Here is a 13659-nt window from a genome sequence, read left to right as displayed (position 1 = left end):
TGCCTAAGTATATAAAAATGATTCTCATGACAGTCATCTGCGTTAACCCCTGTTAAGTAGCTATCCTGCTTATTAAAAGAGCTTAAAAAGAAGATGCAGGGGTTTCAACGGCACGATAAATGTATTAAATTTAACGTCTGAAAAACTTAAATACAAGATAATATTAACATTTAAAGCTAATAGATTATGAATTCTTACGGAAAAAAATTGATGGGCATCGCCTTAATTGCAGCTCTGAGCTCCGGAATTACAATCGGCGCATTTAGTATATTGAATAAGTCGGCCGATTCAAAAATACAAGATCAATCGCTCGACAGTGGATATGCACAGCCGACTCGCTTTACAAGAGTAATCAATCGACCGGCTGTTGAAACAGATTTCACCACTGCCGCCGAAAACACGGTTAATGCCGTCGTTAGTATAAAATCGATTTCTACACCCAAACAAAGTCAATTAGGCGGTTTTAGCGATCCGTTTTTCGAATATTTCTTTGGACAAGGAGGGCGCAATATACAACCTCAGCCTCGTGCTGGATTGGGGTCGGGAGTAATTATTACCCCCGATGGATATATTGTAACCAATAATCACGTAGTAGAAGGAGCCGATAAATTGGATATAACCCTGAATGACAATAGGACTTTCAATGGTCGTGTAATAGGAACCGATCCTTCTACCGATTTGGCATTGATAAAAATAGATGCCAAAGATCTCCCCATCGTCAAATTTGGCGATTCCGATAATTTGAAAGTCGGAGAATGGGTATTGGCGGTAGGAAATCCGTTAGGATTGACATCGACGGTTACTGCTGGTATCGTAAGTGCCAAAGCTCGTAGCATAAGCGCACTCAACCCTCGTAGCCAAAAAATGGGTATAGAGGCGTTTATCCAGACCGATGCAGCTGTAAATCCGGGAAATAGCGGTGGAGCATTGGTAAATACAGCAGGTGAATTAGTGGGTATCAATACAGCCATTTACTCCGAAACAGGAAGTTACGCCGGCTATTCATTCGCTATTCCCACTTCCATAGTAAGTAAAGTAATTGCCGATTTGAAAGAATATGGTACCGTACAAAGAGCCGTATTGGGTATAGGGTATAGAGAAATAGACTCCGAATTGGCCAAAGAAGAAAATCTTGAAGTACAAGAAGGAATATACGTCGGTGAAGTATACAATCGCAGCGCTGCGATGGAAGCAGGAATAAAAGAAGGTGATGTTATAACCTCTATTAATGGCGTAAAGATTAAAAATGGAGCTATGCTTTCCGAACAATTGAGTAAATATCGTCCCGGAGATAAAATAAAAATAGGGTTGTTACGAGGAAAAGAATCCAAAACTGTATCCCTGACATTAAAAAATAGTCAAGGCAATACCGAGATAACCAAGATTGCCGGAATGGATTCTTTGGGAGCTGGATTCAAAGAATTAGATACCAAGAGTTTGAGAGAGATGAATATCCGATATGGAGTGCAGGTCATTGGATTGAAAAACGGTAAATTCAAAGCGGCCGGTATGCGAGAAGGATTTGTCATTCTTGAAATCAATAACACCCCGATGAAGTCGGTTAGTGACTTGGAATCCATGTACGACTCTATTGTAAAATCAAATCAAAATCAAAAAGTTATGTTCATTACGGGTATTTATCCGAATGGAAAAATGATGTATTATGCAGTAGATTTGGCCGATTAAATCTTTTTGGAATATGACCCCTAAACAAGGGTCATATTCCAAATTAAAAGATAATTATTAAATATAGCACAACAAACACAACAGAACAAATATTCAAACGTTATAATAATAAATACGAAAAAGGCAGGAGCAGTAAAATGGTATTTTTGTAGATTCACGTTCAAAATTAAACATTTTTTACAGCTCCATTAACAATAAATATAGTATATTTGCAGTCCCAAAATCTCAATATTGCAAGATGAGACAATTAAAAATTACAAAATCGATTACGAACAGGGAGAGCGCTTCTCTTGACAAGTACCTACAAGAAATCGGACGCGAAGACTTGATTACGGTAGAAGAGGAAGTAGAACTTGCCCAACGCATTAAAAAAGGCGATCATGCAGCACTGGAAAAGTTGACACGAGCCAATTTGCGTTTTGTCGTTTCGGTTGCCAAACAATACCAAAATCAAGGGTTAAGTCTCCCGGACTTAATCAATGAAGGAAATTTGGGTTTAATTAAAGCTGCCGAAAAATTTGATGAAACGAGAGGCTTCAAGTTCATTTCCTATGCAGTGTGGTGGATTCGTCAATCTATTCTTCAAGCTCTAGCCGAGCAATCGAGAATCGTTCGTTTGCCATTAAATCAAGTAGGATCTCTCAATAAGATCAGTAAAGCTCTTTCTAAATTCGAGCAAGAAAACGAACGTCGTCCCTCTCCCGAAGAGCTCGCAGAAGAATTGGATATACCGGTAGATAAAATCTCCGATACATTAAAAGTGTCGGGACGGCATATTTCGGTAGACGCCCCTTTTGTTGAAGGAGAAGATAATAGTCTGCTCGACGTATTGGTTAATGACGATTCCCCCATAGCAGATAGGTCGTTAATTAACGAATCTCTCTCGAAAGAAATCGATCGCGCACTTAAACAACTTACTCCTCGTGAAAGCGAAATCATTAAAATGTTTTTTGGAATCGGCTGTCAAGAAATGACTCTCGAAGAAATTGGAGACAAGTTCGGATTAACCCGAGAAAGAGTTCGACAAATAAAAGAAAAAGCCATCAGAAGACTCAGGACTGCTTCGAGGAGTAAACTGTTAAAGACTTATTTAGGGTAACCTTATTGGATTGTCTGCCCCAATGGCAGGAAAAACCGACCTGCACCTCAGGTTGGTTTTTTATTTTAAATACCTCTTCATTTATTTTTTCAGTCGTTCGATTGCTCAATCGCAATAAAAAATTTACCTTCGTCCTCAACAAATAATAAAATCATGGCTAAATACCTATATCGGATATTGTTAATATCAACTCTATGCCTTTTTTTACAAAATACATCGGCACAAGAATCGACCACAGGTTTTGAAAACGGGAACAATCAATACGTCATGCGCGAAAGCAACTTGTCGGATATGAGCAAAGATAAAAAAATCAAACCTGTTACATTTGGAGTTGAAGCAGGAGCATCCATCGATATGTCGGGGAATGACTTTTCTTCTTTCGATTTAGATTTATTCGCAGGCTACCGGTCCCACACCATCAAATGCTTTGGTTTAGGAATAGGTCTTCACAGTTCATTTTCCAACAATCGATACTACCTCCCTATTTATGCACTTTTCCGTTGTAATTTGCTAAGCAACAAATCTCTTCTTTTTGTTGATTTCAGAGCGGGTTATTCTACCAATCAAATGTACAAAGGAGAAAATCAAGGTGGCTTTTTTGGTTCTGCCGGATTAGGTATGAACCTATCTGTAAGTAAAAAATTCGGGTCTCATATTCTTATCGGATATAATTTTTATCAAATATCTCCATTTACCGATGAAAAAGGAACTTTCCAAGATATGAACGGATGCCATCTCGTATCTATCCGATTAGGAATAAGCTTCTAATAACGCGAGTTATTAATTACAAATAAATATATTTTTAGCAATAAAAATTACAGATTATAGATTTAAATAAGAAAAATACGATATTTTATTTTGTTTTCTCAAAACAATAACTACCTTTGCACAAGAAACAAAATAATTCAATAATGATAATAGAATTGCTAAACAGCCTAATTATTGATCTTCTATCGAATGTAACAGAATAGAAGTGAGATATAGTGCCTAGCAATTTACGATACAAAAATTATAGCCTTTCTCACGAATACGTCGAGAAAGGCTTTTTACAATTTAATATAGCAATAACATGTCCGACAGATTATTTATCTTTGACACAACATTAAGAGACGGAGAACAAGTTCCCGGATGCCAACTCAACACAGTTGAAAAAATACAAGTAGCTAAGGCATTAGAGACACTTGGTGTCGACATCATAGAAGCCGGATTTCCTGTATCGAGTCCCGGAGACTTCGAATCGGTCGTCGAAATATCCAAAGCTGTAACATGGCCCACGATCTGTGCGCTTACCCGTGCTGTCGAAAACGATATAAAAGTTGCAGCCGAGGCTCTTCGATATGCCAAACATAAACGTATTCATACAGGCATTGGAACTTCGGACTATCACATTAAATATAAATTCAATTCGACTCGTGAAGAGATTGTAGAAAGAGCTGTGGCTGCTGTCAAATATGCGAAAAAATTTGTAGAAGACGTACAATTTTATGCTGAAGATGCAGGCCGTACCGATAATGAATATTTAGCCAGAGTAGTCGAAGCCGTCATCAAAGCAGGCGCTACGGTTATAAACATACCAGATACAACTGGATATTGTTTGCCGGACGAATTTGGGCAAAAAATATTATATCTCAAAGAACATGTCTCAGGAATCGATAACGTTACGATAGCCACTCATTGTCACAACGATTTGGGCATGGCAACGGCGAATACGATGGCTGGAATCCAAAACGGAGCCAGACAAGCCGAAGTTACGATAAACGGCATCGGTGAAAGAGCTGGAAATACAGCCCTTGAAGAAATAGCCATGATTTGCAAATGCCACCACAACTTACAGATAGAGACTAATATCAATACACAAAAGATTTACGGAATAAGCCGCATGGTCTCTAATCTCATGAACATGCCGGTACAACCGAATAAAGCAATCGTTGGCCGCAACGCATTCGCCCACTCGTCAGGAATCCACCAAGACGGTGTATTGAAGAATCGGGAAAGCTATGAAATCATAGATCCCAAAGACGTCGGAATTGACGAAAACTCTATCGTATTAACCGCAAGAAGTGGACGGGCTGCTTTGAAACATAGACTTCATTTATTAGGTATCGAATTGGAAAAAGATGCTTTGAACAAAGCTTATGATTCATTTCTTAAACTTGCCGATCGTAAAAAAGATATCAATGACGACGATATATTAATGTTGGTAGGGAAAGAGAGAACAGCCAATGCACGCATACAACTAGACTTCCTACAAGTAACTGCCGGAGTAGGAATAAAATCCGTTGCCAGCATCGGATTAGACATAGCCGGTGAAAAATTCGAAGCAGCAGCTTCGGGAAACGGACCGGTAGATGCCGCCATAAATGCTATACGATGCATCATTCACCGAAAAATGGTAGTCAAAGAATTTCTTATACAAGCTATCACCAAAGGCAGCGACGATGTAGGGAAAGTACATATGACTGTGACCTACAACGGAAACTCATACTACGGATTCTCGGCAAATACAGATATTGTCGCAGCCTCTGCCGAAGCCTTTATAGATGCTATTAATAAATTCATTATATAACGAAATCACATGAATACATTATTTGATAAAATATGGGATACCCACGTCGTAACCTCGGTGAAAGGAGGCCCCGATCAATTATATATAGACAGGCACTATTGCCACGAGGTTACCAGTCCTCAGGCTTTCAACGAACTGAGGGCTAGAAATTTGAAGGTTTTTCGACCGGAAAGAACAACTTGTTCTCCCGACCATAATATTCCTACGTTAAATCAAGATAAGCCTATTGCCGACCCGGTTTCCCGCAATCAAGTAGAGACACTCGCCACCAATGCTAGCGAGTTCGGTTTAGCTCATTATGGACTGGGAAATGAAAGAAACGGAATCATTCACGTTATCGGACCGGAATATGGGTTGACTCAACCGGGAATGACCATCGTTTGCGGAGACAGCCACACTTCGACCCACGGGGCTTTTGGAGCCGTCGCTTTCGGTATTGGCACGAGCGAAGTTGCTATGGTATTGGCATCCCAATGTATTTTACAGCCCAAACCTAAAACAATGCGCATAAATATCGAAGGAAAACTTTCTCCCGGAGTCACAGCTAAAGACATCGCTTTATTTATCATTTCTCGAATGACGACAGGAGGAGCTACCGGATATTTTGTGGAATATGCAGGAGAAGCAATCCGCTCGCTCAGTATGGAAGAAAGAATGACAGTCTGTAACCTCAGTATCGAAATGGGAGCTCGCGGAGGTCTGATTGCTCCCGACGAAACGACATTCGGTTATATAAAGGATAAAGAATTCGCACCCAAGGGAAAAGATTGGGACAAAGCCCTCGCCTATTGGAAAACTCTATATAGCGATAAAGATGCTACATTCGATAAGGAAGTGACATTTAATGCGGCAGAAATCTCCCCTCGCATTACATATGGGACAAACCCCGGAATGGGAATCGCTATCGACGAAAGAATACTGTTGGAAGAATCGATCGAAGACAGTGGAAAAATTTCGTTTCGCCGGGCATTGAGTTACATGGGTTTCTCTGCCGGAGAGCTTCTAATGGGGAAAAAAATCGACTATGTCTTTTTAGGAAGCTGTACAAACGGCCGTATTGAGGATTTCAGAGCTTTTGCCAATTTGGTAAAAGGGCACAAAAAAGCTAATCATATAATTGCTTGGCTCGTACCGGGTTCACAAGCCGTGTTGCGACAAATCAAGGAAGAGGGCATCGATCTTATCTTGTCGGAAGCAGGATTCGAAATACGTCAACCCGGTTGTTCGGCTTGCTTAGCCATGAACGAAGATAAAGTCCCCCCGGGAAAATATGCTGTATCGACCTCTAATCGGAACTTTGAAGGTAGACAGGGTCCCGGAGCGCGGACTATACTTGCCGGACCTTTGGTAGCCGCTGCGACAGCAATTACAGGAGAGATAACCGATCCCAGAAAATTTTTATAACTTTGTATGACTATGATAAAAAAAATCGACATCATAACATCGACATGTATTCCTCTTCCCCAAGAGAATGTAGATACCGATCAAATTATCCCAGCTCGTTTTCTAAAAGCCGTTTCTCGGGAAGGTTTCGGAGAAAACCTGTTCCGCGATTGGCGCTTCGATAAAACAGGGCAACCTATTCGAGATTTTATTCTTAACAACCCGCTCTATTCCGGTTCCATTTTAGTAGCGGGGAAAAACTTCGGTAGCGGTTCCAGCCGTGAACATGCTGCTTGGGCTATTGCTGGATATGGATTCCAAGTAGTAGTATCTAGTTTTTTTGCCGATATTTTCAAGAACAATGCACTTAACAACGGAGTACTTCCGGTAATTGTCTCAGAGCAATTTCTTACCAGTTTATTCAAACATATTTTTTCGAACCCACAATCGACTGTTACAGTCAATTTGAAAGAGCAAACCATTACAGATGACACAAGCGGAGAATCGGAACATTTCGAAATAAATCCTTACAAAAAGAACTGTTTGCTCAACGGATATGACGACATCGATTATCTACTGAGCAAAAAACAAGAAATAGAAAACTGGGAAAAAAAACATTCATAACGAAATCGAGAAGTACTATGGTTGTAGAAATTATGGATACTACTCTGCGAGACGGAGAACAAACGTCGGGGGTATCGTTCGCCCGACAGGAAAAATTGAGTATCGCTCGCTTACTTTTAGAAGACCTAAAAATTCCTCGCATCGAAATTGCCTCGGCAAGAGTTTCCACCGGAGAATACGAAATGGCGAAACAATTATGCGAATGGGCCGAGAAACGAGGACACATCGACAAAATCGAGATATTGGGATTTCTCGATAAAGGAGCTTCTATCGAATGGATTCGTTCTTGTGGAGCCAAAGTGATGAATTTGCTCTGCAAAGGATCGGAAAAACATTGTACCTTCCAACTTCAAAAAACGGTACAGGAACACGTCGAAGATATCAAACAAACTATTAAGAAAGCGAAAGAAGTCGGACTGAAAATCAATCTCTATTTGGAAGATTGGTCCAATGGGATACAACATTCCCCTCAATACGTTTTTCATTTAATGGATGCTTTAAAAAATGAAGCTGTGGAAAGGTTCATGTTGCCCGACACATTAGGTATCTTGAATCCTCTTCAAACGCTAAAATTTTGCAGAGCCATGCGCAGGCGTTACCCCGACTTACGATTCGACTTTCATGCTCATAACGATTACGATTTGGCGACTGCCAACACTTTCGCTGCAACTCTAACCGGAATACAAGGCGTGCATTGTACCGTAAACGGGCTGGGCGAAAGAGCAGGAAATGCACCCCTCACCAGTGTCGTAGCCGTGTTGCATGATCACGTAAAAGCAACAACCGGAATTACCGAAAACATGGTAAACAAAGTGAGTCGTATCGTTGAATCCTATTCGGGAATACGAGTCGCAGCCAATAAACCTATTATTGGAGAATCCGTATTTACTCAATGTGCGGGAGTTCATGCCGACGGAGATAATAAGAACAATCTTTATTACAATGATTTATTACCCGAACGATTCGGGAGGAAACGCGAATATGCACTTGGCAAGACTTCCGGGAGAGCCAATATCCGTAAAAATCTCGAATCGTTAGGTATCGAACTCGATGACGAATCCATCAAGAGAGTAACTCAGAGAGTGGTCGAGTTAAGTGATAAAAAAGAAATGGTTACCCCAGAAGATCTTCCCTATATCATTTCAGACGTATTAAAACACGAAACCATAGCTCAGCACGTCAAGGTAATAAATTATACTTTAAACCTTTCTCAGGGATTAAAGCCAGTAGCAATCATTGCCATCGAAGTAAACGGAAAAACATACGAAGGAGCGTCTACCGGCGACGGACAATACGACGCATTCGTAAAAGCCATACGGAAGATATACAAAGAACAACTCGGACGAACGTTCCCGTCGTTGACAAACTATACAGTAAACATACCTCCCGGCGGACACACCGATGCATTGGTACAAACCGTTATCTCATGGGATTATAATGGAAATATTTTGAAAACACAGGGATTGGATGCCGACCAAATGGAAGCCGCCATACAAGCCACAATCAAAATGCTTAACTTAATAGAAGATAAAGAGCTGAATATACAAGACAATTAAAATAGAAAGAATATGAAATTACATATCGCAGTATTGCCCGGCGACGGAATTGGACCAGAAGTAGTGGAACAGGCTTTGAACGTAACGAAAGCCGTTTGTGAAAAATTCGGACATTCTCTGGAATATCAAACAGCCCCGGTAGGAGCTTGCGCCATAGAAGAAACCGGATTGCCCTACCCCGACTCTACTCATGAATTATGTATGCGCTCCGATGCCGTTTTGTTTGGAGCCATAGGTTCGCCCCAATACGACAATAACCCCAATGCTACCGTACGCCCTGAACAAGGATTACTTGCCATGCGGAAAAAGCTCGGACTATTCGCAAATATTCGTCCCATAACCACCTTTCCCGGATTGATTCATAAATCCCCCCTCCGTTCCGATATTATCGACGGCGCAGACTTTATGTGTATCCGAGAATTAACAGGAGGACTATATTTCGGACGACCACAAGGCCGTAGTGAAGACGGGAACATAGCCTATGATACCTGTATATACAGTCGGGAAGAAATTGTACGAATTGTCCAATTAGCATACGAATACGCCATGAAACGGCGTAAAAAAGTTACAATGGTCGATAAAGCGAATATATTGGCGACCTCCCGACTATGGAGAGAAATCACGCAAGAAATAGCATCGGAGTATCCAGAAGTCGAAACCGAATTTTTATTCGTCGATAACGCTGCCATGCGCATGATTCAATGTCCCAAAAGTTTCGATGTCGTCGTTACCGAAAACATGTTTGGCGATATACTCACCGACGAAGGTTCCGTTATCACAGGATCCTTAGGCATGCTGCCATCGGCATCGATTGGCCTGCATACTTCTGTATTCGAACCTATACATGGGTCCTATCCTCAGGCAGCAGGGAAAAATATAGCTAACCCGTTGGCGACCATATTGTCGGCGGCTATGATGTTCGAATATGCATTTGGGTTGAAAGAAGAAGCCTTATCGATTCAAACGGCCGTGTCCAAATCGATGAATGCCGGAATCGTGACCGAAGACCTCGCCGGCACAAGTACGAAATCCTACCATACCGACGACGTAGGTGAATGGATTGTCGAATGGATAAAAAGCCACTGATCAAAGCAATAATAAAGCGGATAGTAAATTTTGAATACTATCCGCTTTTTTGCTACTTCCTTATCTAATTATCTATTGAACCGAACCAGAAAATACGACAATTCTATTCCAATTATTATTTTTCGGATATAATTGAGAATCACTACCATTAGCAATAATCTGTATTCGTTTTCTATCTATATTGTATTTCTCGGTCAATAATTTGACAACAGACTCTGCACGACGCTGGCTCAATTGTTTATTATACTCGGGTGTTCCGGTTGCTTTATCGGCATACCCTATTACCGAGATATTACAAGAAGGATTGCTTTTCATCCATTGTGCTATGTTATAAACATTTACCATTTCTTCATTAGAAACAACAGCGCTATTGATCGTAAAGCGTACTACACCCGTCAACTCTTGGCTACAAGCAGCTGGCTCTATTACAGTTACCTCCTCGACAACCGCTTCTGGACATGGAGGACATTCCACAACTCTTGACTCGCACTCGTTCAATTGAGCCCTCAATGCATTAACCCTATTATTCAAATCGCCGATAACCATTTGATCGGCATAAGCATCGTATGCCTTAAATCGGTCTTTGCCGAATTTAATAGAAAAACCTCCGATTGCCGAAATAACACTTTCGACTTCTGTTCCTTCGACAATTCCATTAAAATGATCGCCAATTAAATTACCTCGTCCCTCCAAGAAGAAATCGACATAATGCGACAATCTGAAATTCAACTTAATACCGGCTGTTATAGGGAAAGCATACGTTTTATTATTATATGGAGTATTATGGAATGAATAAATACCACCGGCTCCGGCAAAAGGTATGATAGAAAATACACGATCCTCGTTATAACCGTGGAAAGTATTAAACATATTCCACATGATATCGCCGTAAACCGCAGCATAACGCATATGTGTCATCACTCCTTCGGCAAGCGGCCAATTGGTATGTAAAGCACCTCCCATCGCAGATAACCGGAATCCCAAATACGGGCTGATCCATTTACCGATAGCAAAGTCCATAGCCAGCGTATATTGAGCATCTCCTACATGTTCGGTCAAAAAAGTTTGACCTCCGGCTCCTATCGAAATAAACCAGTTATTTTTATGACTATCAGAATAATACCGAGGCTTGGTAGGTACAACCTCTGTTACCGAAACATCTTCTTCAACAATAATCGCTTGAGCTCCTGCCGATTCGGAATAACAGAAAAGCGAAGTTGTAGCTATGGCTACTGCTAAATAAAAGAAATTTGTTTTCATTTTAATTTGTTTTAGTTATACAATTTTGCAATTACATTTCAAAAAAAACAGGAGCATAAGTCAAACGCTATTATCCGTTTTTGTAAATTAAAACAAACAGATAAAAGAATGTGTTCACCAACCGTCAAAAAAAGAGATAGTAAAATTCTATATTATTTAGGCTATATAAGCTTCTTATAAAAAATGAAAACAGGTTATACCGGTTGGTAATAAATTATTAAATTTGCACATACCGATGAATGCGAAACTTTTACCCATCGAATAACAGAGGTAATATTTATGAAACGAAATAAAAAAAATTCTGATTTTTTCTCAAAAAAACGCTCCAAATACAAACTTACATTTTTCAACGAAAGCTCTCTTGAAGATGTATGGACTATTTGTTTTTCCCGATTTGGAGCCATAATGACCGCCATTCTTCTCATTGGTCTGATTGTCGTAGCTATACTCTCTGTAATCGTAGGTACACCTGTAAAAAATTTATTACCCGGATATTTGAAAACAGAAGAACGAATCGAAATGGTTGATAAAATCCTTAGAGTCGATTCTTTGGCGGCAGAAGTACAGCGTCGCGACGCATATATAAAAAATCTTGCTTCCATACTTACCGGTGAAATAAAAATAGATTCTATCGGACAACAAGCCGACAGTCTGCTTTCCACAACGACAGATACTCTTCTACCGGAATCTAAACTGATGGCAAACTATATCAAGCAATACGAACAAGAAGAAAAATACACGCTAAATGTTTTTACCCCGACTACTCCTATCGACGGAAAACTGTTTTACCCGCCGCTAAAAGGCAAAATAATCAAAGCCTATAACCCCAAAGAAGGACATTTCGGTATCGACATACAGTGCCCCAGAAATACAGCTGTTTCTGCCGTCCTCGATGGCACGATTGTTTCCGCCGGTTATACAATCGATTACGGATATGTCGTATATATACAGCACAGCAATAATTACCTGTCGGTCTATAAATATAATTCGGGGATTCTTAAAAACATAGGAGATAAAGTATCGGGAGGTGAAAAAATAGCCGTGACCGGGTGGGAAGATGGTAAATCCTCAAAACAATCATGTGTGGCCGAATTTCAATTGTGGCACATGGGTCAGTCGTTAGACCCGGAAAAATATATCACTTTCTAATCCCGATTCATTAAAGATACACTTTATTTTATACCTTTGTAAAGTTAAAATTGAGATTTGACCTCTTAAACCGAATGAAAAAGCAATTAGCAATATTAGGCTCTACCGGATCGATTGGAACTCAAACATTAGAAGTTGTCGCCGAATATCCCGACTTATTCGAGGTATACACATTAACAGCGAATAATAACGTCGACTTGCTGATAGAACAGGCCAAACATTTTAATCCCGATTCGGTAGTAATAGCCAACGAAGCTCATTATAATAAGCTGAAAGAAGCTCTGAAAGATTTCCCTATAAAAATATATGCGGGAGAAAATGCCATTTCTGAAATCGTAGAGGCAGCGCCCATCGATATAGTAGTCACGGCAATGGTAGGATATTCGGGGTTAAAACCTACTATACGAGCTATCGAAGCTCATAAGACCATTGCTTTGGCCAATAAAGAAACATTGGTAGTTGCCGGGGATCTCATCAAACGTCTTGCTCTCGAATACCGGACACCTATCATTCCTGTCGATTCGGAGCACTCTGCTATTTTCCAGTGCTTAGTTGGCGAAGGAGATAATCCTATCGAGAAAATCATTTTAACGGCATCCGGCGGACCATTCCGAAAATTCACGGCAGAACAGATGGCGCATGTTACCAAAAGCGACGCTTTAAAACACCCCAAGTGGCACATGGGACATAAAATTACCATAGATTCTGCAACACTTATGAACAAAGGCTTTGAAATGATCGAAGCCAAATGGCTGTTTGACGTATCCCCTCAAAACATAGAAATTGCCGTACACCCGCAATCTATCGTGCACTCTATGGTTCAATTCAAAGATGGATCTGTCAAAGCTCAACTGGGGACCCAAGATATGAGACTCCCCATTCGATACGCCTTGTCCTATCCTGCTCGTTTGGAAAGCTCGGCTCCGAAATTGACACTCGAACAATACTCCGAACTCACATTCGAGTATCCCGATTTCGAACGATTCCCTTTGTTACGATATGCATTTGACGCTGTCGCAACAGGTGGGAATATGCCCTGCATTATGAATGCGGCCAACGAAATAGCCGTAGCCGGTTTCCTTAACGACACGATCGCCTACCCCGACATTGCCCGCATTGTTTCTGAAACAATGGAGCACATAGAATTTATCGAGTCACCCGAATATGAGGATTACGTCCACACAAACAAATTAGCCCGCAATTATGCGACCGAACTTGTTAAATCATATCAATAAAAAATAGCATTATTA

The 13659-nt window shown here is 40.6% G+C and carries 11 protein-coding genes; 10 read left to right on the top strand and 1 reads right to left on the bottom strand.

What is annotated here, in order from left to right; all coding sequences use genetic code 11:
- Positions 1 to 186: 186 nt before the first annotated feature.
- The 8 genes from NBH06_RS11885 to leuB all read left to right on the top strand — a co-directional run bounded on the left by NBH06_RS11885 (position 187) and on the right by leuB (position 10000).
- Complete coding sequence (locus NBH06_RS11885; RefSeq protein WP_046415436.1) at positions 187 to 1686, top strand: Do family serine endopeptidase; 1500 nt, start codon at positions 187 to 189, stop codon at positions 1684 to 1686.
- 238 nt (positions 1687 to 1924) lie between these two features.
- Positions 1925 to 2785 (top strand): sigma-70 family RNA polymerase sigma factor, encoded by an 861-nt coding sequence (locus NBH06_RS11880; protein WP_008862117.1) that lies wholly within the window; start codon positions 1925 to 1927, stop codon positions 2783 to 2785.
- Positions 2786 to 2938: 153 nt separating this feature from the next.
- On the top strand, positions 2939 to 3553 hold the full coding sequence (locus tag NBH06_RS11875) for a hypothetical protein (protein WP_155012438.1): 615 nt from the start codon (positions 2939 to 2941) through the stop codon (positions 3551 to 3553).
- 301 nt (positions 3554 to 3854) lie between these two features.
- Complete coding sequence (locus NBH06_RS11870) at positions 3855 to 5351, top strand: 2-isopropylmalate synthase (protein ID WP_021892538.1); 1497 nt, start codon at positions 3855 to 3857, stop codon at positions 5349 to 5351.
- Positions 5352 to 5360: 9 nt separating this feature from the next.
- Positions 5361 to 6755, top strand: coding sequence for a 3-isopropylmalate dehydratase large subunit (leuC, locus tag NBH06_RS11865; RefSeq protein WP_250794523.1), 1395 nt, complete (start codon positions 5361 to 5363; stop codon positions 6753 to 6755).
- A gap of 12 nt (positions 6756 to 6767) precedes the next feature.
- Positions 6768 to 7358 carry a 3-isopropylmalate dehydratase small subunit gene (gene leuD, locus NBH06_RS11860; RefSeq protein WP_046412290.1) on the top strand — a complete coding sequence of 197 codons (591 nt, stop codon included), beginning with the start codon at positions 6768 to 6770 and terminating at the stop codon, positions 7356 to 7358.
- A gap of 17 nt (positions 7359 to 7375) precedes the next feature.
- Positions 7376 to 8914 (top strand): hydroxymethylglutaryl-CoA lyase-like TIM-barrel protein, encoded by a 1539-nt coding sequence (locus NBH06_RS11855; protein WP_021892536.1) that lies wholly within the window; start codon positions 7376 to 7378, stop codon positions 8912 to 8914.
- A 12-nt stretch (positions 8915 to 8926) separates the two neighbouring features.
- Entirely contained in the window at positions 8927 to 10000 is a 1074-nt protein-coding gene (gene leuB / locus NBH06_RS11850) for a 3-isopropylmalate dehydrogenase (RefSeq protein WP_250794521.1), read from the top strand.
- A 72-nt stretch (positions 10001 to 10072) separates the two neighbouring features.
- Here leuB and NBH06_RS11845 read toward each other — a convergent pair whose 3' ends face one another.
- Positions 10073 to 11260, bottom strand: coding sequence for an OmpA family protein (locus tag NBH06_RS11845; RefSeq protein WP_008862124.1), 1188 nt, complete (start codon positions 11258 to 11260; stop codon positions 10073 to 10075).
- A gap of 279 nt (positions 11261 to 11539) precedes the next feature.
- Between NBH06_RS11845 and NBH06_RS11840 the strand changes: the two genes are divergently transcribed.
- Both NBH06_RS11840 and NBH06_RS11835 read left to right on the top strand, forming a co-directional pair.
- The gene (locus NBH06_RS11840) at positions 11540 to 12409 is read left to right on the top strand and encodes a murein hydrolase activator EnvC family protein (protein ID WP_008862125.1); all 870 of its coding nucleotides are present in this window, start codon (positions 11540 to 11542) and stop codon (positions 12407 to 12409) included.
- Between the two features lie 74 nt (positions 12410 to 12483).
- A complete protein-coding gene (locus NBH06_RS11835) occupies positions 12484 to 13644 on the top strand; it encodes a 1-deoxy-D-xylulose-5-phosphate reductoisomerase (protein WP_040296041.1) in 1161 nt (386 codons plus the stop codon).
- Positions 13645 to 13659: the final 15 nt, after the last annotated feature.

It is taken from the genome of Barnesiella sp. B2-R-119, from assembly GCF_023656675.1.
Taxonomy (GTDB): domain Bacteria; phylum Bacteroidota; class Bacteroidia; order Bacteroidales; family Barnesiellaceae; genus Barnesiella; species Barnesiella intestinihominis.
The sequence above is the reverse complement of the archived record's forward strand: the minus strand, read 5'-3'. Positions and strand labels throughout refer to the sequence as shown.

Coding starts and splice junctions, on each gene's coding strand:
- NBH06_RS11845 (WP_008862124.1), bottom strand. CDS start 11,260: ATGAAAACAAATTTCTTTTATTTAGCAGTAGCCATAGCTACAACTTCG.
- NBH06_RS11885 (WP_046415436.1), top strand. CDS start 187: ATGAATTCTTACGGAAAAAAATTGATGGGCATCGCCTTAATTGCAGCT.
- NBH06_RS11835 (WP_040296041.1), top strand. CDS start 12,484: ATGAAAAAGCAATTAGCAATATTAGGCTCTACCGGATCGATTGGAACT.
- NBH06_RS11880 (WP_008862117.1), top strand. CDS start 1,925: ATGAGACAATTAAAAATTACAAAATCGATTACGAACAGGGAGAGCGCT.
- leuD (WP_046412290.1), top strand. CDS start 6,768: ATGATAAAAAAAATCGACATCATAACATCGACATGTATTCCTCTTCCC.
- NBH06_RS11875 (WP_155012438.1), top strand. CDS start 2,939: ATGGCTAAATACCTATATCGGATATTGTTAATATCAACTCTATGCCTT.
- NBH06_RS11840 (WP_008862125.1), top strand. CDS start 11,540: ATGAAACGAAATAAAAAAAATTCTGATTTTTTCTCAAAAAAACGCTCC.
- leuC (WP_250794523.1), top strand. CDS start 5,361: ATGAATACATTATTTGATAAAATATGGGATACCCACGTCGTAACCTCG.
- NBH06_RS11870 (WP_021892538.1), top strand. CDS start 3,855: ATGTCCGACAGATTATTTATCTTTGACACAACATTAAGAGACGGAGAA.
- leuB (WP_250794521.1), top strand. CDS start 8,927: ATGAAATTACATATCGCAGTATTGCCCGGCGACGGAATTGGACCAGAA.
- NBH06_RS11855 (WP_021892536.1), top strand. CDS start 7,376: ATGGTTGTAGAAATTATGGATACTACTCTGCGAGACGGAGAACAAACG.